The sequence below is a fragment of the Bradyrhizobium sp. SZCCHNR1053 genome (assembly GCF_032381235.1).
In the GTDB taxonomy this organism is placed as follows: Bacteria; Pseudomonadota; Alphaproteobacteria; order Rhizobiales; family Xanthobacteraceae; genus Bradyrhizobium.
The window spans coordinates 140,742-166,412 of the sequence record NZ_JAUHJM010000008.1; the positions used below are offsets into that span (position 1 = coordinate 140,742).

The 25,671-nt window shown below is 66.3% G+C and carries 21 protein-coding genes; 9 read left to right on the plus strand and 12 right to left on the minus strand.

Annotated features, from left to right (window positions below; all coding sequences use genetic code 11):
* Window positions 1-11: 11 nt before the first annotated feature.
* From rlmH to QX051_RS19720, 6 genes are all read left to right on the plus strand, one after another.
* Entirely contained in the window at window positions 12-494 is a 483-nt protein-coding gene (gene rlmH / locus QX051_RS19695; RefSeq protein WP_315740728.1) for a 23S rRNA (pseudouridine(1915)-N(3))-methyltransferase RlmH, read from the plus strand.
* 33 nt (window positions 495-527) lie between these two features.
* Window positions 528-1,898, plus strand: coding sequence for a murein hydrolase activator EnvC family protein (locus QX051_RS19700; protein WP_315777277.1), 1,371 nt, complete (start codon window positions 528-530; stop codon window positions 1,896-1,898).
* Window positions 1,895-3,247: a S41 family peptidase gene (locus QX051_RS19705; protein ID WP_315740726.1), complete on the plus strand. Its 1,353-nt coding sequence runs from the start codon at window positions 1,895-1,897 to the stop codon at window positions 3,245-3,247. Before QX051_RS19700 ends, QX051_RS19705 begins: the two co-directional genes overlap by 4 nt.
* 186 nt (window positions 3,248-3,433) lie before the next feature.
* Window positions 3,434-4,648, plus strand: a complete 1,215-nt coding sequence (locus QX051_RS19710) for a divergent polysaccharide deacetylase family protein (RefSeq protein ID WP_315777278.1) — start codon at window positions 3,434-3,436, stop codon at window positions 4,646-4,648.
* 87 nt (window positions 4,649-4,735) lie between these two features.
* Window positions 4,736-5,242 carry an RNA pyrophosphohydrolase gene (locus tag QX051_RS19715; RefSeq protein WP_315740724.1) on the plus strand — a complete coding sequence of 169 codons (507 nt, stop codon included), beginning with the start codon at window positions 4,736-4,738 and terminating at the stop codon, window positions 5,240-5,242.
* A gap of 137 nt (window positions 5,243-5,379) precedes the next feature.
* Window positions 5,380-5,886, plus strand: a complete 507-nt coding sequence (locus tag QX051_RS19720) for an RNA pyrophosphohydrolase (protein ID WP_315740723.1) — start codon at window positions 5,380-5,382, stop codon at window positions 5,884-5,886.
* A gap of 82 nt (window positions 5,887-5,968) precedes the next feature.
* Here QX051_RS19720 and QX051_RS19725 read toward each other — a convergent pair whose 3' ends face one another.
* The 6 genes from QX051_RS19725 to QX051_RS19750 form a co-directional block, all read right to left on the minus strand.
* Window positions 5,969-7,651, minus strand: a complete 1,683-nt coding sequence (locus QX051_RS19725; protein ID WP_315777279.1) for an adenylate/guanylate cyclase domain-containing protein — start codon at window positions 7,649-7,651, stop codon at window positions 5,969-5,971.
* Between the two features lie 168 nt (window positions 7,652-7,819).
* On the minus strand, window positions 7,820-8,227 hold the full coding sequence (locus QX051_RS19730; protein ID WP_315740721.1) for a F0F1 ATP synthase subunit epsilon: 408 nt from the start codon (window positions 8,225-8,227) through the stop codon (window positions 7,820-7,822).
* Between the two features lie 97 nt (window positions 8,228-8,324).
* Window positions 8,325-9,767, minus strand: a complete 1,443-nt coding sequence (atpD, locus tag QX051_RS19735; protein ID WP_315740720.1) for a F0F1 ATP synthase subunit beta — start codon at window positions 9,765-9,767, stop codon at window positions 8,325-8,327.
* Between the two features lie 96 nt (window positions 9,768-9,863).
* Window positions 9,864-10,742 carry a F0F1 ATP synthase subunit gamma gene (locus QX051_RS19740; protein ID WP_315770540.1) on the minus strand — a complete coding sequence of 293 codons (879 nt, stop codon included), beginning with the start codon at window positions 10,740-10,742 and terminating at the stop codon, window positions 9,864-9,866.
* Between the two features lie 156 nt (window positions 10,743-10,898).
* Window positions 10,899-12,431, minus strand: a complete 1,533-nt coding sequence (gene atpA, locus QX051_RS19745; protein WP_315715935.1) for a F0F1 ATP synthase subunit alpha — start codon at window positions 12,429-12,431, stop codon at window positions 10,899-10,901.
* A complete protein-coding gene (locus tag QX051_RS19750) occupies window positions 12,431-12,991 on the minus strand; it encodes a F0F1 ATP synthase subunit delta (RefSeq protein WP_315715934.1) in 561 nt (186 codons plus the stop codon). Before QX051_RS19750 ends, atpA begins: the two co-directional genes overlap by 1 nt.
* Before the next feature lie 650 nt (window positions 12,992-13,641).
* Between QX051_RS19750 and QX051_RS19755 the strand changes: the two genes are divergently transcribed.
* Window positions 13,642-14,190, plus strand: a complete 549-nt coding sequence (locus QX051_RS19755) for a septal ring lytic transglycosylase RlpA family protein (protein ID WP_315740717.1) — start codon at window positions 13,642-13,644, stop codon at window positions 14,188-14,190.
* 128 nt (window positions 14,191-14,318) lie between these two features.
* Here QX051_RS19755 and QX051_RS19760 read toward each other — a convergent pair whose 3' ends face one another.
* Window positions 14,319-16,529 (minus strand): primosomal protein N', encoded by a 2,211-nt coding sequence (locus tag QX051_RS19760; RefSeq protein WP_315777280.1) that lies wholly within the window; start codon window positions 16,527-16,529, stop codon window positions 14,319-14,321.
* A gap of 117 nt (window positions 16,530-16,646) precedes the next feature.
* On the opposite strand from QX051_RS19760, the gene QX051_RS19765 reads away from it, so the two are divergent.
* Window positions 16,647-17,630: a tyrosine recombinase XerC gene (locus QX051_RS19765; RefSeq protein WP_315777345.1), complete on the plus strand. Its 984-nt coding sequence runs from the start codon at window positions 16,647-16,649 to the stop codon at window positions 17,628-17,630.
* 81 nt (window positions 17,631-17,711) lie between these two features.
* Window positions 17,712-18,302, plus strand: a complete 591-nt coding sequence (locus QX051_RS19770) for a DUF4337 domain-containing protein (protein ID WP_315740715.1) — start codon at window positions 17,712-17,714, stop codon at window positions 18,300-18,302.
* 41 nt (window positions 18,303-18,343) lie between these two features.
* Here QX051_RS19770 and QX051_RS19775 read toward each other — a convergent pair whose 3' ends face one another.
* The 5 genes from QX051_RS19775 to QX051_RS19795 all read right to left on the minus strand — a co-directional run bounded on the left by QX051_RS19775 (window position 18,344) and on the right by QX051_RS19795 (window position 25,598).
* Window positions 18,344-18,874: a hypothetical protein gene (locus tag QX051_RS19775; RefSeq protein WP_315740714.1), complete on the minus strand. Its 531-nt coding sequence runs from the start codon at window positions 18,872-18,874 to the stop codon at window positions 18,344-18,346.
* 129 nt (window positions 18,875-19,003) lie between these two features.
* Window positions 19,004-20,407, minus strand: a complete 1,404-nt coding sequence (gene lpdA, locus QX051_RS19780) for a dihydrolipoyl dehydrogenase (protein ID WP_315777281.1) — start codon at window positions 20,405-20,407, stop codon at window positions 19,004-19,006.
* Window positions 20,408-20,451: 44 nt separating this feature from the next.
* Window positions 20,452-21,198 carry an SDR family oxidoreductase gene (locus QX051_RS19785; RefSeq protein ID WP_315770549.1) on the minus strand — a complete coding sequence of 249 codons (747 nt, stop codon included), beginning with the start codon at window positions 21,196-21,198 and terminating at the stop codon, window positions 20,452-20,454.
* 65 nt (window positions 21,199-21,263) lie between these two features.
* Window positions 21,264-22,502: a 2-oxoglutarate dehydrogenase complex dihydrolipoyllysine-residue succinyltransferase gene (odhB, locus tag QX051_RS19790; protein WP_315740710.1), complete on the minus strand. Its 1,239-nt coding sequence runs from the start codon at window positions 22,500-22,502 to the stop codon at window positions 21,264-21,266.
* 138 nt (window positions 22,503-22,640) lie between these two features.
* On the minus strand, window positions 22,641-25,598 hold the full coding sequence (locus QX051_RS19795; RefSeq protein WP_315777282.1) for a 2-oxoglutarate dehydrogenase E1 component: 2,958 nt from the start codon (window positions 25,596-25,598) through the stop codon (window positions 22,641-22,643).
* Between the last annotated feature and the right edge of the window lie 73 nt (window positions 25,599-25,671).

Here is a 25,671-nt window from a genome sequence, read left to right on the forward strand (position 1 = left end):
AGTCCGTGCGCATGCGCCTGATCGTGGTCGCCATCGGCCGGTTGAAGCAGGGTCCCGAGCGGGAGCTCGCGGAGCGCTACCGCGGGCGTTTTGATGACATCGGCCGCAAGCTCGGCTTTCGCGGCCTCGACATTCATGAGATTCCGGAAAGCCGCGCCCGCGACGCGGCAACGCGCATCGCCGAGGAGGCCGCCGCGATGTCGGCCGCGATCCCGGACAAGTCCGTGCTGGTGTGTCTCGACGAACGTGGCCAGAACGTCGACAGCACAACCTTTGCGGGTTATCTCGGCCGCTGGCGGGACGAAGGCATTCCGGCCGCCGTCTTCGCAATCGGCGGCGCCGACGGACTTTCGCCCGAATTACGGCGCAGAGCCAAGCTTGGGGTTGCGTTCGGCGCTGCGACCTGGCCGCACCAGATCGTCCGCGTCCTGTTGCTCGAGCAGATTTACCGTACTGCTACGATCCTGGCCGGTCACCCCTATCACCGCGCTTGAATAGGGGACGATGGGAGCACAATAAGGACCTCGATGTTCGCTGCGCGGCCCCTCTCCCGTTCCTCAAGAACCGTCCGCAGCGGCCGGCTGTGCCGCGCGTCGCTGGTCGCGCTGCTGATCGTCGTTCCCGGTCTGCCGGCGACGGCGCAGACCGGACTTCGGCCTTCCCTCGCCGGTACCGCCTCGCCGACACCGGCGACACCCGAGCAGTTGAAGCAGCGCGAGCAGGAGCTCGAGGCCGCCCGCGCGGCCCAGAAGGCCGCCGCCGAGGCCCAGGAGCGCCTGAAGGCCGACATCGCCGCGCTGGGCGAGGATCGCGGCAAGCTCAATCAGCAGCTGATCGACGTCGCCGCGCAGGTGCGCAGCGTCGAGACGAGAGTCGGTGAGGCCGAAACGCGACTGCGCGGGCTCGACGGCCGCGAGCAGGATCTGCGCACCTCGCTGGAGGCGCGGCGCACCGAGATCATCGAGGTTCTGGCTGCGCTGCAGCGCGCCGGCCGCCGCACGCCGCCGGCCTTGCTCGTCCGTCCCGAGGATGCGCTGCAGTCGCTGCGGACCGCGATGCTGCTGGGCGCTGTGATCCCGGAGATGCGTGGCCGCGCCGAAAAGCTCTCGACCGATCTCGGCGAGCTCGTCGCCATCCGCAAGACGATCGCCAGCGAACGCGACAAGCTCGCCGGCGACCGCGACAGGCTGCGGACCGATCAGACCCGTCTCGCGGCCCTGGTGGAGGAACGCCAGCGCAAGCAGAGCTCGGCCGAGAAAGACATGGAAGCCGAAAGCGCGCGCGCGGCTGTGCTGGCCCAGCAGATCGACTCGCTGCAAGGGCTGATCACGACGATGGAGCTCGATCTCAAGAGCGCCGCCAAGGCCGCGTCGACGGCAAGCCTGCAGGGCGTCCCGGTCAACAGCAAGCCGGACGCGAATGCGCTGCGCAACCCGGGCCGCAAGGCGCCCGCGATCGCGTTCGCCTCGACCAAGGGCATGCTGACGTTTCCCGTCAACGGCACCAAGATTCGCGAATTTGGCGCGTCGGACGGCGCCGGAGGCTCCGATAAAGGCATTTCTTTGGCAGCCCGGCCGGGCGCCCAGGTCACAACCCCGTGTGATGGCTGGGTTGTGTATGCGGGTCCCTTCCGCAGCTACGGACAACTCTTGATCCTCAACGCCGGTGGCGGGTATCATGTCCTGATCGCCGGGATGGAGCGCATTTCCGTCAACATCGGGCAGTTTGTTCAGACGGGAGAACCGGTCGCGACCATGGGTAACTCGTCCCAGGTCGCCTCCATTCTCGCTACCAACGCGAGTCAACCAGTGCTCTATGTCGAGTTCCGTAAGGACGGCACTCCAATCGATCCAGGCCCATGGTGGGCCGCAAATGAAGGCGAAAAGGTACGCGGATGATGCGTAAGACTTCGGTAATTCTCCTGAGCGCGGCCACTGGTGCGGCATTGACCCTGTTCGTCTCGCAACCGCGCGCGGTGTTGATGGGATCGACGGCGCGCGCCGCGACCGCCGATACCTATCGCCAGCTCAATCTGTTCGGCGACGTGTTCGAGCGCGTGCGCAGCGATTATGTCGAGAAGCCCGACGATTCGAAGCTGGTCGAGTCCGCGATCAGCGGCATGCTCTCGGGCCTTGATCCGCATTCGAGCTACATGGATGCGAAGAGCTTCCGCGACATGCAGGTGCAGACCCGCGGCGAGTTCGGCGGCCTCGGCATCGAGGTGACGATGGAAGACGGCCTGATCAAGGTGGTGTCGCCGATCGACGATACGCCGGCCTCGAAGGCGGGCATCCAGGCCAACGACATCATCACCAATCTCGACGACGAAGCCGTGCAGGGCCTGACCCTCAACCAGGCGGTCGAGAAGATGCGCGGCCCGGTCGGCACCAAGATCAAGCTGAAGGTCGTGCGCAAGGGCGCCGACAATCCGCTCGACGTGACGCTGACCCGCGACAACATCCGCGTCCGCTCGGTGCGCTCGCGCACCGAGAGCGACGACATCGCCTATGTCCGCATCACCACCTTCAACGAGCAGACCACCGAGGGCCTGAAGAAGAGCATCGCCGACCTGCAGAACCAGATCGGTGACAAGCTGAAGGGCTACATCATCGACCTGCGCAACAATCCGGGCGGCCTGCTCGAGGAGGCGGTCACCGTCTCCGACGCGTTCCTGGAGCGCGGCGAGATCGTCTCGACCCGCGGCCGCAATGCCGAGGAGACGCAGCGCCGTGCGGCGCATGCCGGCGACCTCACCAAGGGCAAGCCGGTCATCGTGCTGATCAATGGCGGCTCGGCTTCGGCGTCGGAGATCGTGGCCGGCGCGCTGCAGGACCACAAGCGCGCGACCCTGGTCGGCACCCGCTCGTTCGGCAAGGGCTCGGTGCAGACCATCATCCCGCTCGGCGCCGGCAATGGCGCGCTGCGGCTGACCACCGCGCGCTACTACACGCCGTCGGGCAAGTCGATCCAGGCCAAGGGCATCGTGCCCGACATCGAGGTGCTGCAGGACGTGCCGGATGAGCTGAAGTCGCGCACCGACACCAAGGGCGAGGCTTCGCTGCGCGGCCATCTGAAGAACGACGGCGACGAGAAGACCGGCTCGCAATCCTACGTGCCGCCGGACGCCAAGGACGACAAGGCGCTCAAAATGGCCGCCGACCTCCTCCACGGCATCAAGAACAGCGCCAACACGCCGGCGCCGACCGAGAAGGCCGCGGCCGACAAGCCGGCCAAGGCTGCGAACTGAGAGGCTGCGAACTAGGCGGCAGCCGACAGACGCGCATCGGGTTTGAAGGGCGGCCTCCGGGCCGCCCTTTCCTCTTCTCTTTGGCTTCTTGCTTTCCCGCTCCGCCGATCTACGGGCTTTGGGAGACTGGCCCTGCGTCCGAATCCTCGCCGTGGTATCGTCGACCCGATTGATTCGGGAATTTCGATGACAGAGACGGCCGACGAGCTGAGCGCCCCGCTCGGACAGACGGAAACGCGTCGCAAGCGCCGCATTCGGCTTCCCTTCACGGCCCTGCAGGCCCTTGCGATGCTGCTCGGCCTGTTCCTGGTCGCGTTCGCCGGCTTTGCGATGTTCAACGACAATCCGCTCGGTGGCGAGCCGGTCGCCCGCGTCGCGATCAACGAAGGCGCAAGGCCTGCCGACGACAAGGCCGCCAAGCCGGATGGCAAGTCTGAGGCAAAGGTCGATCACGGCGCGGCCCCCGCGGCCAAGCAGGAGGGCGGCGAGCGCAAGACGGTCACCATCATCGACGGCTCCAGCGGCACCCGCCAGGAGGTCGCGATCGGTGCCGGTGGCGAGACGGCGGAGCCTGGATCGGCCGCTCCGGCGAGCCAGATGCCCGGCGTGGACCCGCGGCTGCTGGAGAAGTCGCGCTACGGCATGATCCCGGTGATGGCCGACGGGCTGAAGCCGTTCACCGCCTATGCGGCCGAGGCTGACCGCGCCAAGGCGGCGCGCATGCCGGCCGTCGCGATCGTGATCGGTGGTCTCGGCGTCGGCGCCGCGAAGACGGTGGACGCGATCATGAAGCTGCCGCCGGCGGTCACGCTGGCCTTCACGCCCTATGGCTCCGATCCGACCAAACTCGCCGAGCGCGCCCGGGCGCAGCGCCACGAGATCCTGCTCCAGGTCCCGATGGAGCCCTACGACTATCCCGACAACGATCCGGGTCCGCAGACGCTGCTCGCTACACTCGCACCGGACCAGAACATCGACCGGTTGTTCTGGCACATGAGCCGGCTGCAGGGTTACGTCGGCATCGGCAACTTCATGGGCGCGCGCTTCGTCGCAACGGAAGCGGCGATGCAGCCGATCGTGAACGAGGCCGCCAAGCGCGGTCTGGCCTTGTTCGACGATGGCGCAGCCCCGCGCAGCGTGGCGGCCTCGCTGGCCACGGGACGCGCGATGCCGTTCGCGAAGGGCGACGTCGCCATCGACGCGGTGCCGACCCCGGTCGAGATCGACAATGCGCTCGCCAAGCTCGAAAGCCTGGCCAAGGAGCGTGGCGTCGCCGTCGGGACCGCGTCGGCGCTGCCGGTCTCGATCGACCGCATCGGCACCTGGATCAAGGGGCTCGACCGCAAGGGCATGCTGCTGGTGCCATTGACAACCGCGATGCTGAAATCAAAATCGAACTGAACGAACGTGCGCCGGCCCGACTGGCGACGTGACAGCGTGAGGCCTGCGCAGCGAGGCGCAGGGTCCCGCAGGAAGGCCGAGACCGGAATGACGCGCTACGAGGACCTGCCTTACCGCACCTGCGTCGGCATCATGCTGATCAATTCGGAGGGGCTGGTTTTCATCGGTCGCCGCGCCGGCGGGATCGAGCATGTCGACGACACCCATGTCTGGCAGATGCCGCAGGGCGGCGTTGATCCCGGCGAGGATGCCTGGGAGGCGGCCAAACGCGAGCTGTACGAAGAGACCAGCGTGCGCTCCGTCGAGAAGCTGGCCGAGGTCGGGGACTGGCTGACCTACGACATCCCGCGCACGGTCGCGGGTCGCGCCTGGAAGGGCCGCTATCGCGGCCAGCGCCAGAAATGGTTCGCGCTGCGTTTCACCGGGCCCGATGCCGAGATCAACGTCGAGCGGCCCGGCGGCGGCCACCACAAGGCGGAATTCGTCAGCTGGCGCTGGGAGCCGATGAAGAACCTGCCGGGGCTGATCGTGCCGTTCAAGCGGCCGGTCTATGAGCGGGTGGTGAAGGAATTCGCCACGCTGGCTGGCGGCTGACTCGCGATCGCGGGCCGACCGCGACGCGTGGCCGAAACCGTGTCATACGCTCGCACTGCAAAGAATCTCTGCAGATCCGTCGCGACAACGCCGTCACGATGCGTTGCCATGCGAGACGAAGCCCCACGGATATGAGCATGACCGAAACCAGACCCTACCGGCCGAATGTCGGCATCGCCCTGCTCAATGCCGAAGGCCTCGTCTTCCTCGGGCGCCGCTTCCGCGACGACGGGCCGGAGATCGTCCTGCCCGGACTCGAATGGCAGATGCCGCAAGGCGGCGTCGACCCCGGCGAGGATCTGCAGGCGGCGGCGCGGCGCGAGCTTTGGGAGGAGACGGGCATTCGCGACGCCGACATCCTCGGCGAGACCGACTGGCTGACTTACGAATTTCCCCCATTTGAGGATCCGAACCACCGGCTCGCGCGCTTTCGCGGCCAGCGCCAGAAATGGTTCGCGATGCGTTTCACCGGACGCGAGGGCGACATCGATCCGGTGACGCCGCGCAACGACCAGCCGGCCGAGTTCGACGCCTGGCGCTGGGAGCGGCTCGCGCGCATTCCGGATCTGGTGGTGCCGTTCCGCCGAGAGGTCTACCGCGCGGTGGCGCAGGCCTTTGCGCATCTCGCCAAAGCTGGCGACTGATCAACGAAGAGTGAGGCTCACCGTCATTCCGGCCTCGCGCTCCGCGCGCCTCGGAAAGACGAGGTCGAGAGAGTTCGCCGGCTTAATTGTCCTCGACCGTGAACGGGCCGATCGCGATCACCCGGCAATCGCTGTCGCGCGTGGCGCAATCGGCCAGCGCGCCGCCGATCGCGGTCTCCTCGCGATCGCCGTTGAGGCCGAAGCCGGGACGGCCAGCCGTTCCGACCGCGACTGCATTCCAGCCCGACGGCGCGGCCTCGAGGCGCCGCGCCACCTCCTCGCGCGCCTCCGGGGCGATCGCCTGATGGTTGACCGCGCGGAAGAAGCCGGTGACTTTCATCACCGTCGGCACCGGCACCACGAAGGCATCGTCGAGCGCAACGATGATGCAGGCGGTCCCCGCCTGGGCACCGCAGGCTTCGAGATTGCGGCGAACCACGTCGTCGACGAGGTCGCCGCCGACGCTATAGAAGAACTGCCCGCCGGGCCCGAGCGCGATGGCCTTGGTCCGTCGCGCCGTGCCGTAGTTCGCCTCGAGCCGGGCTCGGCCTGTATCACGCACCAGCGGCATCTCTGCAGCGCTGAAGGCGCGCTCGGTCATCGGGTCGTGGCGCACCCAGGGCTGCGGCGGCAACAGTGGCTTGCTGTGCACGTAGACGACGCTGTCGCCGACGGCATAGAGCTCGCATTTGCGCGGTCCGTTCGCGTTTTCCGCGCGCTGCTGGCACTGCTCCAGCGCAGCCGATTTCGCGGCCTCATCGCTCGCCTGTCCGGTGACATAGGCGCTGACGCCGTTGATCGTTGTCGCGAACGCCTTGTGATCCGGTGCCAGCACGTAGTCGCGCGCCAGCGCAATGCGGGTCCGCTCGCTCACGAACGGCACGGCTTCAGGTGCGAACTTCTCGGCGGCGACAACGGACGAAGGTTGCGGTGACGGCTGCGGCGAGGCAGCGGGCTGCACGGCGACGGATGACTGCGTCGCCGCGGGGGACGGAGATGAAGACGGGGCCGAGGAAGGCGAAGCCGGCGTGGCCGACAGCCGGGCCAGCGCCTCCGCCGCCGCCTTGGCGGCATCGCGCTGCACAGGATGCGGATCGCGGTAGTCCAGATAGAGCTCAGTCCCGACCCCGACGGCTCCGAGCGCAACCAGGGCGGCCGCAATTCGCCAGATCAGGCGGAGCCCGCCGCCGCGGGCGACTTTCTTTTCTTCCGGCGGCGCGCAAGTGCCGTCCTCGCGGCGCATCGCGACCCGATAGGCGTGCACCGGGGTCGGGATGTTCTTGACCTCCCGCGCACCCATGTCGGCGAACTGCACCGACAGCTTATTGGCGACCTGCTCGTGCACCGCGCGCGAGATGCAGATGCCGCCGACATCGGCGAGCCCCTCCAGCCTGGCTGCGATGTTGACGCCGTCACCGAGCAGATCGCCGTCGCGCTCGACGACGTCGCCGATGGTGATGCCGATGCGGTAGCTCATCTGCCGGTTCGGCGGATAGGCCATGTTGCGCGTGCGCAGGCTCTCCTGAATGTCGATCGCGCAGCGCACCGCTTCGACCGCGCTGGGAAACTCCGCGAGCACGGCATCGCCCGCGGTGTTGAAGATGCGGCCACCGGCGCGCGCGATGAAGTCGTCGACCACTTCGCGATAGGCAGCCAGACGCCGCAGCGTCTCCTCTTCATCCTCGGCGACGAGGCGGGAATAGCCGGCAATATCGGCGGCAAAAATCGCCGCGATCTTGCGCTTCAACACGATCTGCCCTGCCATGTCACCACGCCCAGTCGAACGGCCGGGAGCATGCCGTCAGATCGGCGAGCACGCAACCGGCATCCCTTGCTAGTAGTCATCCGCCGGCCCCGGACGTTCGAGCCGGAAAACGAAAATGGCCGGGCAGAGCCCGGCCATGAACGTTCATTCATACGTCGTGCTGTTGGATCAATGCAGCGCGGTCGTGTTGAGCTGCTGCTGGATCGTCTTGAAGTGATCGAGCCGCTCGATCGCGCGATCGAGCTCGTTGCCCTGCTTCTCGTTCAGCTTGGATTCCATGCCGGCGATCTCGGCCGCGAAAGCGGTCTGGTCGAGCTCCTTCAGCGACGTCGCGACGTCGGCCAGAACCGTCAGACCCTTGTCCGATATCTCGGCGAGGCCGCCGAGCACGATGATCTTCTGCTGGGAGCCGCCAGCGGTCACCGTCAGGATACCCGGCCGCAGCGTCGCCACGAATGGCGCATGGCCGGCGAGCACGCCGAAATCACCCTCCTGGCCGGGAACGTCGACCTGGTCGACCTCGCCCGAGAAGGCGATCTTTTCCGGCGAGACGAGATCGAAATGGAAAGTAGCCATTGGGAAACCTGCGAATAGCGAATAGCGAATGGCGAGTAGTGAAGGAGGAAGCAGCGAACAGTTCGTCTATTCGCTACTCCCTATTCGCTATTCGCCCTTAGGCCGCCTCGGCGGCCAGCTTCTTGCCCTTCTCGACCGCCTCGTCGATGTTGCCGACCATGTAGAAGGCGGCCTCCGGCAGGTGATCGTACTTGCCTTCACACAGGCCCTTGAAGCCCTTGATGGTGTCGGCGAGGTCGACGAACTTGCCCGGCGATCCCGTGAAGATTTCGGCGACGTGGAACGGCTGCGACAGGAAGCGCTCGATCTTGCGGGCGCGGGCCACGGTCAGCTTGTCCTCTTCCGACAGTTCGTCCATGCCCAGGATGGCGATGATGTCCTGCAGCGACTTGTAGCGCTGCAGGATCTGCTGGACCTGACGCGCGGTCTGATAGTGCTCCTCGCCGACGACCAGCGGGGAGAGCATGCGCGAGGTCGAGTCGAGCGGGTCCACGGCCGGGTAGATGCCCTTTTCCGAGATCGCGCGGTTGAGCACGGTGGTGGCGTCCAAGTGGGCGAACGAGGTCGCCGGCGCCGGGTCGGTCAAGTCGTCGGCCGGCACGTAGATCGCCTGCACCGAGGTGATCGAGCCCTTGTTGGTGGTGGTGATGCGCTCCTGCAGCGCGCCCATGTCGGTGGCGAGCGTCGGCTGATAACCCACCGCCGAGGGGATGCGGCCGAGCAGCGCCGACACTTCCGAGCCGGCCTGGGTGAAGCGGAAGATGTTGTCGACGAAGAACAGCACGTCCTGGCCCTGGTCACGGAAGTGCTCGGCGACGGTCAGGCCGGTCAGGCCGACGCGGGCGCGGGCGCCCGGCGGCTCGTTCATCTGGCCGAACACCAGCGCGCACTTCGACTTGACGCTCGGATCGGGATTGTGCGGATCGGCGTTGACCTTAGACTCGATGAACTCGTGATAGAGGTCGTTGCCTTCACGGGTACGCTCGCCGACGCCGGCGAACACCGAATAACCACCGTGCGCCTTGGCGACGTTGTTGATCAGCTCCTGGATCAGCACGGTCTTGCCGACGCCGGCGCCGCCGAACAGGCCGATCTTGCCACCCTTGGCGTAGGGCGCCAAGAGGTCGACGACCTTGATGCCGGTGACGAGGATTTCCGCTTCGGTCGACTGATCGGTGTAGCTCGGCGCGTCCGCGTGGATCGGGCGCAGGCCCTCGGCCTCGACCGGGCCGGCCTCGTCGATCGGCTCGCCGATCACGTTCATGATGCGGCCGAGCGTGCCGACGCCGACCGGCACCCGGATCGGCGACCCGGTGTCGCTGACTTCCTGGCCGCGAACCAAGCCCTCGGTGGTGTCCATCGCGATGGTGCGCACGGTGGACTCGCCGAGATGCTGGGCGACCTCAAGCACGAGGCGGTTGCCGCCGTTCTTGGTTTCGAGCGAGTTGAGAATGGCCGGCAGGTGACCTTCGAACTGCACGTCGACGACGGCGCCGATGACCTGGGTGATGCGACCGATCTGGTTGGCTGCGGTAGCCATTGGATTTCTCTCCTTACGATCCGTATACGAAACCACGGTCGGCTCGACCGGGATATGTCCTTGGGTTGCGCTTCAACGGGGCGCGACGCGATCCGGTTAGACCGCCTCGGCGCCCGAAATGATTTCGATCAGTTCCTTGGTGATCATCGCCTGACGCGTGCGGTTGTAGATCAGCGTCTGCTTGCGGATCATCTCGCCGGCGTTGCGGGTGGCGTTGTCCATGGCCGACATCTGCGCCCCGTAGAACGAGGCGTTGTTTTCGAGCAGCGCGCGGAAGATCTGCACCGCGAGATTGCGCGGCAGCAGTCCGGCCAGGATCTCGTCCTCCTCCGGCTCATACTCGTAAGGCGCCAGCGGCGCCGCGTTGGCGGGCCGCGCCTCGACCACCAGCGGAATGATCTGCTGGGCGGTCGGGATCTGCGCGATCACCGAGCGGAAGCGCGAATAGAACAGCGTGCAGACGTCGAACTCGCCGGCATCGAAGCGGGCGATGACCTTCTTGGCGATCTCGTCGGCATTGGCGAAGCCGATCTGGCGCACCGAGCGCAGGTCCATGTGCTCGACGATCTGCTTGTCGAACTGGCGGCGAAGCTGCTCATAACCTTTGCGGCCGACGCAGAAGAACTTCACCTCCTTGCCCTGGTTCATCAGGGCGAGCGCACGCTCGCGCGCCAGGCGGACGATCGAGGAGTTGAACGCGCCGGACAGGCCGCGCTCGCCGGTGCAGACCAGCAGCAGGTGCACCTGGTCGCGACCGGTACCTGCGAGCAGCTTCGGCCCGCCGGCGGAGGCGATGGTGGCGCTCGCGATGTTGGAGATCACAGCGTCCATCTTCTCGGCATAGGGACGCGCCGCCTCGGCCGCGAGCTGCGCACGGCGCAGCTTGGAGGCCGCGACCATCTGCATGGCCTTGGTGATCTTCTGCGTCGCCTTGGTCGAGGCGATGCGGACCCGCATGTCTTTCAGTGACGCCATTGTTCGTCGATCTCACCCCGGCGGCCGGATCCCCTTGGGACCTTGCCGTTCAACCCTCGAGATTGGTCATGCCCGGCCTGGTGCCGGACATGAGATGTCTTGTTGTCCCACGTCTACGACGTTGATGGCCGGGCGAAGTCCGGCCATCCTTTGCCGTCAGGCGAAGGTCTTGGCGAAGCCTTCGACCACCGCCTTCAGCTTGGCGGCGCTGTCGTCGGACAGATCCTTGCTGTCACGGATCGCGTTCAGCAGGTCGGCATTCTTGCCGCGCAGCAGCGACAGCAGGCCGTCCTCGAACGCGCGCACCTTGTTGAGCGGCAGCGGATCGAGATAGCCGTTGGTGCCGGCCCAGATCACGCAGACCTGCTCTTCCATCTTCAGCGGCGAGAACTGCGGCTGCTTCAGGAGCTCGGTCAGGCGCGCGCCGCGGTTGAGCAGGCGCTGGGTCGAGGCGTCCAAGTCGGAGCCGAACTGCGCGAACGCCGCCATTTCGCGGTACTGCGCCAGCTCGCCCTTGATCTTGCCGGCGACCTTCTTCATCGCCTTGGTCTGGGCCGAGGAGCCGACGCGCGACACCGACAGACCGACGTTCACGGCAGGACGGATGCCCTGGAAGAACAGATCGGTCTCCAGGAAGATCTGGCCGTCGGTGATCGAAATGACGTTGGTCGGAATGTAGGCCGACACGTCGTTGGCCTGGGTCTCGATGACGGGCAGCGCGGTGAGCGACCCCAGACCATGGTCCTTGCTGAGCTTGGCGGCCCGCTCGAGCAGGCGCGAGTGCAGATAGAACACGTCGCCCGGATAGGCCTCGCGGCCCGGCGGACGGCGCAGCAGCAGCGACATCTGGCGATAGGCGACGGCCTGCTTCGACAGATCGTCATAGATGATGACGGCGTGCATGCCGTTGTCGCGGAAGTACTCGCCCATGGTGCAGCCGGTGAACGGGGCGAGATACTGCATCGGGGCCGGATCGGACGCGGTTGCGGCGATGACGATCGAATACTCCAGCGCGCCCTGCTCTTCGAGCACCTTGACGAACTGAGCGACGGTGGAGCGCTTCTGGCCGATCGCGACATAGACGCAATACAGCTTCTGGCTCTCGGGAGCGCCAGCGACGTTCAGCGGCTTCTGGTTCAGGATGGTGTCGAGCGCGATCGCGGTCTTGCCGGTCTGACGGTCACCGATGATCAGCTCGCGCTGGCCACGGCCGACCGGGATCAGGGCGTCGATCGCCTTGAGGCCGGTCGACATCGGCTCGTTCACCGACTTGCGCGGAATGATGCCGGGGGCCTTGACGTCGACGCGCTTGCGCTCGGTCGCCTGGATCGGGCCCTTGCCGTCGATCGGATTGCCGAGCGCGTCGACGACGCGGCCGAGCAGACCCTTGCCGACCGGAGCGTCGACGATGGCGCGGGTGCGCTTGACGGTCTGGCCTTCCTTGATCTCGCGGTCGGCGCCGAAGATGACGACGCCGACATTGTCGGTCTCGAGGTTCAGCGCCATGCCGCGGGTGCCGTTCTCGAACTCGACCATCTCACCGGCCTGGACGTTGTCGAGACCGTAGACGCGGGCGATACCGTCACCGACGGACAGCACCTGTCCGACTTCGGTAACTTCGGCTTCCTGCCCGAAATTCTTGATCTGGTCCTTGAGGATCGCGGAAATTTCCGCGGCGCGGATGTCCATCAGCCTGCCTCTTTCATCGCGTGCTTGATCGAGTTGAGTTTGGTGCGAAGCGAACTATCGATCATGCGGCTGCCGAGCTTGACGACGAGCCCGCCGATAATCGCTGGATCGACTTTCACGTTGAGCGCGACGTCCTTGCCGGTCACCGTCTTCAGTGAGGCCTTCAAGGCGTCGAGATTCTTGTCGGAGAGCGGCTCGGCGACGACGACGTCGGCCGTGGCCTCTCCCTTGTATTTGGCGACCAGCGCGTTGAAGGCGCGGATCACGTCGGTCACCGCGAACAGGCGGCGGTTGGCGGTCAGCACGCGCAGCACGTTGGCGGCGACGCCGGCGATGCCAGCCTTGTCCAGCACGGCATTGAGCGCCTTGAGCTGCACGTCCGCACCGAACACCGGACTGCGGACGAGGCGCTTGAGATCGGCGCTCTCATCGAGGAGGGCATTGAACCTATCGAGATCGGCCTTGACCGCATCGACGGACTTTTCGTCACGGGCCAGTTCAAACAGGGCCGTCGCGTAACGACCGGACACACCGGATACGGAGGGATCTTCAGCAGCCACAGACGTGCTCTTTTTATATGTGCCCAACCCACAAGAGGGACACCGGCGCGCCGCTGCGGCGCAAACCAGTTAAGCCCTTGGAATTCAAGCAGGACTTTGATTTTCGATCGCCGCGGGAGCAGCTTGATCACGAAAAGCGGCGCTTTGCTAACATAGCGTACGCGCAGCCGCAACAAGCGGTGGCCCGCTATTCGGCACCTTGTTGCCGCGCCGCGGTCGGAGCGTAAGCGCCCGTCCAACGGACACGCTGATCGCGCCCAACACGCGACCCGACCCCAATACCAATCACTTCGGACAAGGTTCCAGCTGTTGCTGCATGGCCGCCATGCTGGTTTGGCCTTGACTCCCGTTGGCGGTGCCCGGCGGCCGCCGGCCGGCCCGCATCGACATTACTTGCTGACATCTTGACGTCCTAAGCGAGAACTTAACTCAACAGTATTTGAAAGTATTTAATCGTTAATGAAACGTTATAGCAACGGATTACGGAATTTTCCGTGATGAGTAGACCGCGATGCAAGATGTTTCGATCAGAGCGAAACAATTTCTACTGCCCCATTCACGCCTCATTGCCCCACCAAACGGCGCCCGCCTCAACACCTGACGGGGGTTCACTGGCCGCAGAACGCGGCAATACTGTTCGAGGGACATAGATGCTGAAACTGAAGAACATCTCGGCTGGCAAGATCGCCGGCTCGCGCACCGCGCTCGCTGTTGCCGTGACGCTGATCGTCGGCGGCAGCGCCACCGAAGCCTCGGCCCGGTCCAGGCACCACCAGCACCACGCTCGCCACCACCATCACCACATGTCGCGCCATGCTGCTCAGCCCGCGGCCGACTCGTTCTCGAACGGATGGTCGTCCAACGGCTCCTCGTGGATGAACTCCAACGCAGCGGTCACGCCGTCGTCCGGCACCGGCCGCAGCTTTTCCGGCATGGCGTCGTACTACGGCAACGAGTCCGGCAGCCGCACTGCTTCCGGCCAGCGCATGAACGCCAACGCCATGACCTGCGCGCACCGCTCGCTGCCGTTCGGCACCAAGCTGCGCGTGACCCATGGCGGCAACAGCGTCATCGTCACCGTCAACGACCGCGGCCCGTTCATCCGCGGCCGGGTGCTCGACCTCTCGACCGGCGCCGCCCGCGCCATCGGCCTGACCCGCGCCGGCGTCGGCCGCGTCACCGCTGAGGTCGTGTCGTAAGGCACCAGAATCTATTTACGCGTCATTGCGAGCGCAGCGGCGCAGCGAAGCAATCCAGGGCCGGGTCTGGACTCTGGATTGCTTCGTCGCGTCGCTCCTCGCGATGACGGTGGAGAGCGCGCCGAGCGCTACAGGAAGCTCTGCGGGTCGACGTCGACCTCGAGCTTGAGATTGCCCTTGGGCTTCTCGGCATGCGCCAGCCAGTGGCGCAGATAATCCGACAGGTCGAAATTGCGTGCCGACTTGAGCAGCAGCCGAAAGCGGTAGCGGCCCTTTATCACCGCAAGCGGCGCCTCGGCTGGGCCGAGCAGCAGCACACCCTCCTCGCGCGGCGCCGACGCGACCAGCCGGCGGGCGAAGCCCTCTGCGGTGGGCCGGTCTCCGGCCGAGATGATCAGGCTCGCGAGCCGCCCGAACGGCGGATAGCCGGTGCGCTCGCGGACGTCGATCTCGCTGGTGTAGAAGGCCTCGCGGTCGCAGGCGACCAGCGCCTTCATGACGGGATGCTCGGGCTGGTGGGTCTGCAGGTAGCCTCGGCCTCGCCCCTGCTCACGGCCGGCGCGGCCGATCACCTGGTTCAGGAGCTGCCAGGTGCGCTCGGCGGCGCGCGGATCGCCATTGCCGAGGCCGAGATCGGCATCGACCACACCGACGAGATTGAGCCGCGGAAAGTTATGCCCCTTGGCGACGAGCTGGGTGCCGATGATGAGATCGACGCGGCCTTCCGCGATCTCCGTCAGCTCGGCGCGCATGGTCTCGATCGAGGTGATCAGATCACTCGACAGCACCATGCTGCGCGCCTCCGGAAACAGCGCCGCCGCCTCCTCCTGCAACCTCTCCACGCCGGGTCCCACCGCGACCAGCGATTCCTCGGCCGCGCAGTGCGGACAGCTCGGCGGACGCGGCATCGAGAAGCCGCAATGGTGGCAGACCAGCCGCTGGCGAAAGCGGTGATCGACCAGCCAGGCGTCGCAGATGGTGCAGGCGAAGCGGTGACCGCAGGCGCGGCACAGGGTGAGCGGCGCATAGCCGCGGCGGTTCAGGAACAGCAGCGCCTGCTCGCCGCGCTCGATCGCGGTGCGGATCTCGCCGGCCAGCCGCGGCGAGATGTAGCGGCCGCGGGGCGGCGGCTCGCGCCGGAGATCGATGGCCTCGATATGCGGCATGTGCTGGCCGCCGAACCGCAACGGCAGCGCCACGCGCTGGTAGCGGCCCTTGCGGGCATTGACCTCGGTCTCCACCGAGGGCGTCGCTGACGCCAGCACCACCGGGATCTTGGCGATGTGGCCGCGCACCACGGCCATGTCGCGGGCGTGGTAATGGGCGCCCTCGTCCTGCTTGTAGGCCTGGTCGTGCTCCTCGTCGACGATGATCAGGCCGAGATCGGCATAGGGCAGGAACAGCGCCGAGCGGGCGCCGACGACCACCGGCGCCTCGCCGGCGGCGATCGAAGCCCAGTTGCGCTGACGGTTGCGCGGGGTCAGCTCGGAATGCCATTCCAGCGGGCGGACGCCGAAGCGGCGCGAGAAGCGCTCCAGGAATTGGCCGGTCAGCGCGATCTCCGGCATCAGGATCAGCGACTGCCGGCCGCGGCGGACCGTTTCGGCCACCGCCTCGAAATAGACTTCCGTCTTGCCTGACCCTGTGACGCCGTCGAGCAGCGCCACCTGGAACGTGCCGCTCGCGGCCAGCGCCCGCATCGCCTCGACGCCGGCCTGCTGCGCGTCGAAGAACTCCGGCCGGGCGAAGTCGGGATCGGGCGCCGGCGGCGCCAGCGTCCGCGGCATCGCCTCCACCGTCAAGGTGCCCTCGTCGACCAGGCCGTCGATCACGCCCCCGGACACGCCGACCTCGCGCGCCAGATCCGACTTGCCGTGCAGCAGGCCGTCGGAAACGGCGTCGATGACGCGGCGGCGTGACGGCGTCAGCCGCTTCGGCGGCTCGCCGACCAGCCGGACGCCGAGGCGAACGCGCTCCGGGCCGAGATGCTCGCCCATGCGCAGGGACATCCGCAGCACCATGCCGCGGGGCGACAGCGTATAATTGGCGACCCAGTCGATCAGGGACCGCAGCTCCGGCTTGAGCGGCGGCACATCGAGCTTCTCGCTGACGTCCTTGAGCCGGTTGTGCAGGCGCGGATCGGGATTGGCATTCTCGGCCCACACCACCGCCAGCACCTCGCGCGGGCCCAGCGGCACGCCGACGACATCGCCAGGCTTCAGGTCCATGCCGCGCGGCACACGGTAGGAATAGGTGTGGTCCAGCGCGACCGGAACCAGCACGTCGACCACGCCGGTCGCGCTGGCTGCACCTGGAAAGAGATCGGTCGGGCGGTCCATGAGGCCGGAGATAGCCTTGCTCTGGCTGAAGCGAAAGCCGCCCGGCAAAGTTAGCGAACGGTAAAGGACGATAGTGGGATATACATGACTCGACGAGATGAGATCGAGCTGTTCGCGATGGCTGCGACCACGACATCAGCGGCGGAGACGCCCGACATCACCGACCTCATCGGCGCCGACGAGGGCGTGGTACGGGTCATGATGCAGTGGCTGGCGCATCTGCGCAGCGAGCGCCGGCTGTCGCCGAAGACGGTCGAGGCCTATGCCCGTGACCTGCGGCAGTGCTTGCAATTCCTCTGCACCCATTGGGGCGAGCCGGTGACGCTGGTGCGCTTCGCCGGGCTGGAGGCAGCCGACATCCGCGCTTTCATGGCGATGCGCCGCGCCGACGACATCGCCGGACGCTCCCTGATGCGAACCTTGGCGGGCCTGCGCTCGTTCGGCCGCTTCCTCGAGCGCGAGGGCAAGGGCAAGGTCGGCGCACTCTCCGGAATCCGCGCGCCAAAGATCGCCAAGAGCCTGCCCAAGCCGCTGCCGATGGATGCCGCCAAGCGGCTCGCCGATGCCGACGAGCGCGCCGGCGAGACCCGGGAGACCTGGGTGCTGGCGCGCGACGCCGCTGTGATGGCCCTGCTCTACGGCTCCGGCCTGCGCATCTCCGAAGCGCTCGGCCTCAAGCGCCGCGAGGTGCCACGGCCGGGCGAAGGCGACGTGCTGGTCGTGACCGGCAAGGGCAACAAGACCCGCATGGTGCCGGTGCTGCAGAATGTGCTGCAGCTGATCGACGAGTACGCCAAGCTCTGCCCCTATCCGCTGCCCGCGGAGGGACCGATGTTCGTGGGCGCCAAGGGCGGTCCGCTGAGCCCACGAATCATTCAGCTCGCCATGGAGCGGCTGCGCGGCGCGCTTGGCCTGCCGGACAGCGCGACTCCGCACGCGCTGCGCCATTCCTTCGCGACGCATCTGCTGTCGCGCGGCGGCGATCTGCGCGCCATCCAGGAGCTGCTCGGCCACGCCTCGCTGTCGACCACCCAGATCTATACCGGCATCGATTCGGAGCGGCTGCTCCAGGTCTACGCGTCGGCGCATCCGCGGCGGTGACACCGTTCCGTCACATCGTTTCCCTTGCGCGACCACCGAGCTTCCGGCAATCGTTCTCGCGCTTGATCCGGAGGGGAACAGATGAGCGCACATGAGAGCATGGAGCATGCGGAGCATGCCGAGCATGCGTCCGGCGAAAACAAGAAGATCGCGCTGCTGATCGCCGTCATAGCCCTGTTCCTGGCGCTCTCGGAGACGCTCGGCAAGGGCGCGCAGACCGAATCGATCAGCAAGAACGTCGAGGCCTCGAACCTCTGGGCCTTCTTCCAGGCCAAGACCGTTCGCCGCACCGTGGTGCAGACCGCCGCCGAGCAGGGCAAGCTGAGCTTGCCGGCGCTGCCTGACGAGGCAGCGAAGGCGGCGTTGCAGAAGCAGATCGACGATTGGCAGAAGAATGCCGCGCGCTATCGCTCGGAGCCGGAGACCGGCGAAGGCAGCGAGCAGCTGGCCGAACGCGCCAAGCATGCCGAGCACGAGCGCGACCTCGCCACCGCAAAGTACCACCACTATGAGCTCGCGTCGGCCGCCTTCCAGATCGGCATCGTGCTGGCGTCAGCGACGATCATCACGGGCATGCTCGTGCTGGCCTGGGCGTCCGGAGGGCTCGCGCTGATCGGTATTGCCATGACGTTGCTCGGCCTGTTCCAGCCGCATCTCTTGCATCTGCACTGAGGTCAGCGACAGCAACTGGCTTTGCGACGTGGCGACCACCGCTACCGCGCCTGCTGCACGCTCCTGCGGAAGCGCATGATCACGCGCAGCACGCGCGATGACCAGCCATCGGCATTGCCGCGGATGATCTCGCGGATGCGCTGCTTGATCGGATCGACCAGCGCCGCGGCTTTCCTGCGCAGCGCGAGCACGGCCTCGTAGAGCCACGCGAACCAGGACATCTGCAGCAGCTTGCTGCGCGTCACATCGAAGATGAAGGCGGTGACGCCGACGCCGACGATCTTGCCGAACACGATCGTGGCCAGCGCAAACTTCCACTGCTGGTGCATCAGCAGCCACATGCCGATCAGCTTGAGCGGAAACAGCAGCACGACCGGCACGACGAAGACGATCAGGGTCAGCGCCGGCGACAGCGTCTCAATGCGCCCGGCCAGCCAGTGCTTGAAGCTACGCAGCGGTATCGCGGCGACGATGCGCGCCACGATCGGCTCGAGATGGTCCCACAGCCAAGCCTCGATCAGGAAGATGATCGCAAGCAAAACCCAGAACGGCTGAAGCAGGCGGCGCAGCATCGGACTCCATCTCCGCCAGGCCCCGCGGGTTGAGGCCGCTATGACGATACGACCTCGCGCCTTGCCGTTCGGTTCAGCGTCACCAGCGGGCGTTTTGTCGCACCCACCGAAGGCGTCTCCGGGCGTCCATCACATATGGATGGCCCGCTTGCCCACCGCAAGCGCGGCTTCCTTGACGGCCTCCGACCGCGTCGGATGCGCGTGGCAGGTGCGCGCGAGATCCTCGGCAGAGCCACCGAACTCCATCAATACGGCGGCCTCGTGAATGATTTCCCCGGCCTCGCGGCCGATGATATGGGCGCCAAGCACGCGATCCGTCTTCGCATCCGCAAGGATCTTCACGAAGCCGTCAGTGGTCTGATTGACCTTGGAGCGACCGTTCGCGGTAAACGGAAACTTGCCGACGATATAGGCGACGCCCGCCTGCTTCAGCTCGTCCTCGGTCTTGCCGACGGACGCGACTTCCGGCGTCGTGTAAACAACGCCGGGAATGACGTCGTAGTTCACATGGCCGGCCTGTCCGGCGATGATCTCGGCGACCGCAACACCCTCGTCCTCGGCCTTGTGCGCGAGCATGGGCCCGGCGACGACGTCGCCGATGGCATAGACGCCCGGCACGCTGGTCGCGAAATGGTGATCGATCTGGACGCGGCCGCGATTGTCGAGCACCACGCCGGCCTCCTGCAGGCCAAGACCGTCGGTGTAGGGCACGCGCCCGATCGCCACCAGCACGACATCGGCTTCGATCTTTTCAGCCGCTCCGCCCGCGGCGGGCTCGATGGTCGCCGAGAGCGTAGCCCCGGACGTATCGACGCCGGTCACCTTGGCGCCGAGCTTGAACGCAAAGCCCTGCTTCTCGAGAATGCGCTGAAACTGTTTCGCGATCTCGCCATCCATGCCGGGCAGGATGCGGTCGAGGAATTCGACCACGGTGACCTTGGCGCCGAGGCGGCGCCACACCGAGCCGAGCTCGAGCCCGATCACGCCGGCGCCGACCACCAGCAGCCTCGAAGGCACTTTCTCCAGCGACAGCGCGCCGGTCGAGGAGACGATGCGCGTCTCGTCGATCTCGATGCCCTTCAGGCGCGCGATGTCCGAGCCGGTCGCGATCACGATGTTCTTGGTCTCGACGGTCTGCACCGCGCCGTCATTGCCGGTCACCTGCAGCTTGCCGGTGCCGAGGATTTTGCCCTTGCCCACGAGCACGTCGATCTTGTTCTTCTTCATCAGGAACTCGACGCCCTTGACGTTGCCGTCGATGCCCTGCTGCTTGAAGTTCATCATCGCCGGCAGATCGAGCTCGGGCTGCGACACCTTGACGCCCATCTTGGCGAAGGAGTGCCCGGCCTCCTCGAACAGCTCGGAGGCATGCAGCAGCGCCTTCGAGGGCATGCAGCCGACGTTGAGGCAGGTACCGCCGAGGGTCGCGTTCTTCTCGACTACAGCCACCTTCATGCCGAGCTGCGCCGCGCGGATGGCGCAGACATACCCACCGGGTCCGGTGCCGATGACGACGAGATCGTAAGATGCCATGATCGAATGTTCCGTAAGCTTGCAGTCAAAGATGACGACGGTCGTCAGCGTCCGCCCGACACGTCGAGAATGGCCGAAGTGACATAGGAGGCCTCGTCCGACAGCAGCCAGACGATGGCATTGGCGACTTCCTCCGCGGTGCCGACGCGCTTCATCGGCACCATGGGGGCAAGGCGGTGGGCGCGATCGGGCTCGCCGCCGGCGGCATGGATCTCGGTGTCGATCAGGCCCGGGCGGATCGCGGCGACGCGGATGCCTTCGTTCGCGACCTCGTGACCGAGGCCGACGGTGAAGGAATCGATCGCCCCTTTCGAGGCGGCGTAGTCGACATAGGTGTTGGGCGAGCCGAGCCTGGCCGCGACCGACGACAAATTGATGATGACGCCGCCCTGACCACCATGCCGCGTCGACATCCGCTTCACGGCCTCACGTGCGCACAGGATGCTGCCGGTGACGTTGACCGCCATCAATCGCTCGATGCGCTCCGCGCTCATCTCGTCGACGCGCGTGGTGGGGCCGACGATGCCAGCGTTGTTGATGAGAGCGCCGAGGGTACCGAACTTGTCGGCCGCCTTGAACAGAGCGAGGATGTCGTGCTCGCGGCCGACGTCGCATTTGACCGCGATGGCCTTGCCGTTCTTGGCCTCGATCGCGGCCACCGTGCTCTGCGCCGCCGCCTCGTTGGAGGCGTAGCCGACCACGATCTTGAAGCCGCGCGATGCGGCCGCAATGGCGGTGGCGCGGCCGATGCCGCGGCTGCCGCCGGTGATCACTGCAACTCGATCGGTCATGATGGCCCCCGTTAGGTTTGAGGCGCGCTTTCGGCGCGCCTCTCGAGCATCAGATATGACGTTGCTCAGAGATCCAGCACGAGCCGCGCCGGATCCTCCAGGCTCTCCTTGACGCGCACCAGGAAGGTCACCGCCTCCTTGCCGTCGATGACGCGGTGATCGTAGGACAGCGCGAGATACATCATCGGGCGGACCTCGATCTTGCCGGCAACCACGACGGGGCGCTCCTGGATCTTGTGCATGCCGAGGATGCCGGACTGCGGCGCGTTCAGGATCGGGGTCGACATCAGCGAGCCGTAGATGCCGCCATTGGTGATCGTGAAGGTGCCGCCCTGCATCTCGTCGATCTTGAGCTGGCCGTCACGGGCGCGGCGGCCGAAATCGGCGATGCCCTTCTCGATGTCGGCGATCGACTTGTGGTCACAGTCGCGCACGACCGGCACGACCAGGCCCTTGTCGGTGCCGACGGCGACGCCGATGTGATAGTAGTTCTTGTAGATCAGGTCCGAGCCGTCGATCTCGGCGTTGACCGCCGGAATGTCCTTCAGCGCCTGCACCACCGCCTTGGTGAAGAAGCCCATGAAGCCGAGCTTCGAGCCGTGCTTCTTCTCGAACACGTCCTTGTACTGGCTGCGAAGCGCCATCACGTTGGTCATGTCGACCTCGTTGAAGGTCGTGAGCATGGCCGCGGTGTTCTGGACGTCCTTGAGGCGGCGCGCGATGGTCTGGCGCAGCCGGGTCATCTTCACGCGCTCCTCGCGCGCCGCGTCGTCAGCGGGCGACGGCGCACGCACCTGCACGGCGGCGGCCGGCTGATTGACCGGAGTCGGCGCCGAGGCGGCGCGCTCGATCGCGGCCAGCATGTCGCCCTTGGTGACGCGGCCGTCCTTGCCCGAGCCGGGCACGGTGGTGGCATCGACGCCGCTCTCGGCCGAGAGCTTGCGCACCGACGGGGCCTGCGGCGTATCGGCTGGCAGCGCCTTGGCCGGCGCAGGTGCCGCAGCCGGCGGCGCGGAGGCAGCGGGCTTTGCCGGAGCCGGAGCAGCAGCGGCCGGCTTGGCAGCCGCGGCGCCATCGGTGATCTGGCCGAGCAGCGCGCCGACGGCGACCGTCTCACCATCCTTGGCGATGATCTCGCCCAAGGTGCCGGCCGACGGCGCGGGCACCTCGATCGTGACCTTGTCGGTCTCGAGTTCGACGAGGGGCTCGTCGACGGCAACCGCGTCGCCAGCCTTCTTGAACCAGCGGCCGATGGTGGCTTCGGTGACGGATTCACCCAGCGTCGGAACGCGAATTTCAGTCATGGTCTTTTATCCTCAATAACCCGTGCGGCCATAAAGTCCGTCCGCCATCGCCTTGCGGCGAGCAAGCGATGCGGGACGGACGATCAACGCGATGTACTTGCGCCCCGCATGGCTTGCGGGGCGCCTCTATAGGCAGGTTCAGTTCAGGGCTTCGTCGAGCAGCGCCTTCAGTTGCGCAAGATGCTTCGACATCAGGCCCGTGGCGGTGGCCGCCGACGCGGCGCGGCCGGCATAGCGCGGACGCTTGCTCTTGCCGCCGGTCTGGTTCAGCACCCACTCGATATACGGCTCGATGAAATGCCAGGCGCCCATGTTGCGCGGCTCTTCCTGGCACCAGACGACTTCGGCGTTCTTGAAGCGGCTGAGCTCGGCGACCAGCGCCTTGAGCGGCACCGGGTAAAGCTGCTCGACGCGCATCAGATAGACGTCGTTGAGCCCGCGCTTCTCGCGCTCGTCGTACAGGTCGTAATAGACCTTGCCCGAGCACAGCACGATGCGGCGGATCTGATCGTCCGGCACCAGCTTGGTCTTGTCGTCCGCCTGCATCTGGGCGTCATCGTACAGGATGCGGTGGAAGGTCGTTCCCTTGGCCAGCTCCTCGAGCCGCGACACCGCGCGCTTGTGGCGCAGCAGCGACTTCGGCGTCATCACGATCAGCGGCTTGCGGATCTCGCGATGCAGCTGCCGACGCATGACATGGAAGTAGTTCGCCGGCGTGGTCGGATAGACCACCTGCATGTTGTCCTCAGCGCACATCTGCAGATAGCGCTCAAGGCGGGCCGACGAATGCTCGGGGCCCTGGCCCTCATAGCCATGCGGCAGCAGGCAGACGAGGCCGGACATGCGCAGCCATTTGCGCTCACCCGACGAGATGAACTGGTCGAACAGCACCTGGGCGCCGTTGGCGAAATCGCCGAACTGCGCCTCCCACAGCGTCAGCGCAGTGGGCTCGGCAAGCGAGTAGCCGTATTCGAAGCCGAGCACGGCTTCTTCCGAGAGCAGCGAGTTGATGACCTCGAAATGGCCCTGCTCCGGCGCCAGATGGTTGAACGGCGTGTAGCGGCTCTCGTCCTCCTGGTCGATCAAGACCGAGTGACGCTGCGAGAAGGTGCCGCGTTCGCTGTCCTGGCCGGACAGACGAACCTTGTGGCCTTCCAGGAGCAGCGAGCAGAACGCCAGCGCCTCGCCGGTCGCCCAGTCGATCCCGATGCCGCTGTCGATCGCCTTGGCGCGGTTCTCGAGGAAGCGCTGGATCGTGCGGTGCAGGCGGAAGCCGTCCGGCACCTTGGTGATCTTGCGGCCGATCTCCTTGAGACGGTCGAGCTCGACGCCGGTCACGCCGCGGCGCGCTTCTTCTTCCTGGTCGGCAGACTTGAACCCTGCCCACTTGCCGTCGAGCCAGTCGGCTTTGTTGGGACGATAGGAGGTGCCGGCCTCGAACTCGGCGTCGAGACGGGCGCGCCAGTCGGCCTTGGCCTTGTCGACCTCGCCCTCGGTCATGACGCCTTCGGCGACCAGGCGCTTGGAGTAGATCTCCAGGGTCGACGGATGACCGGCGATCTTCTTGTACATCACCGGCTGGGTGAAAGCCGGCTCGTCACCTTCGTTGTGGCCATGCCTGCGGTAGCAGAACATGTCGATGACGACCGGCTTGTGGAACTTCTGCCGGAACTCGGTCGCGACCTTGGCCGCGAACACGACCGCCTCCGGATCGTCGCCGTTCACATGGAAGATCGGCGCGTCGATCATCTTGGCGACGTCGGACGGATAGGGCGACGAGCGCGAATAGCGCGGATAGGTCGTGAAGCCGATCTGGTTGTTGACGATGAAATGAATCGAGCCACCGGTCCGGTAGCCCTTCAGGTCGGAGAGCGCGAAGCACTCCGCCACGACGCCCTGGCCGGCGAACGCCGCGTCGCCATGCATCAGCAGCGGCAGCACCGAGATGCGCATGTCCGGCGGATCGCCATGCTGATCCTGCTTGGCGCGGACCTTGCCGAGCACCACGGGGTCGACGATCTCGAGATGCGACGGGTTGGCAGTCAGCGACAGATGGATCCGGTTGCCGTCGAACTCGCGGTCCGAGGAGGCGCCGAGGTGGTACTTGACGTCGCCGGAGCCTTCGACCGCGTCGGGATTGGCCGAGCCACCCTTGAACTCGTGGAACAACGCCCGGTGCGCCTTGCCCATGACCTGGGTCAGCACGTTCAGGCGGCCGCGATGCGGCATGCCGAGCACGATCTCCTTCACGCCGAGATTGCCGCCGCGCTTGATGATCTGCTCCAGCGCCGGGATCAGCGACTCGCCGCCGTCGAGACCGAAGCGCTTGGTGCCGGTGAACTTGACGTCGCAGAACTTCTCGAAGCCTTCGGATTCGATCAGCTTCTGCAGGATGGCGCGACGGCCCTCGCGGGTGAACGAGATCTCCTTGTCCGGCCCCTCGATGCGCTCCTGGATCCAGGCCTTCTGCGCCGCGTTCGTGATGTGCATGAACTCGACGCCGAGCGTCTGGCAGTAGGTGCGCTCGCAGATCGCGACGATCTCGCGCAGGGAGCCGTATTCGAGGCCCAGCACGTGATCGAGGAAGATCTTGCGGTCGAAATCGGCCTCGGTGAAGCCGTAGGAGCGCGGGTCGAGCTCCTCGCGGTTGCGCGGCGCCTCGATGCCGAGCGGATCGAGCTTGGCGTGGAAGTGGCCACGCATGCGGTAGGCGCGGATCAGCATCAACGCGCGGACGGAGTCGCGGGTGGCCTGGTTGACGTCGGCCAGCGACAGTTCGACGCCCTTGGTCTGCGCCTTGGCCGCGATCTTCTCGCCGACCTTCTTCTCGACCACGGCCCAGTTGCCGTCCAGCGCCGAGGTCAGTTCGTCGCGCGGCGAGACCGGCCAGTTGCTGCGCGCCCAGGAGGGGCCCGACGCATTCTTTTGCACGTCGGCCGGCGCATCCTTCAGGCTTTTAAAGAACTCCTGCCACTCCGGATCGACCGAGGCGGGATCCTTCTCGTAGCGGGCGTAGATCTCATCGATGTAGGTGGCATTGGTGCCCTGCAGAAAAGACGACAGGGCGAAGGCGGCGTTCGCGTCTTGGCGAGACATGGTGGCGTCCTGGTAATTTCGATGCGCCCAATCAAAACGGCGCAATGCCTGACCCGCTGATAAAGCGGATCAG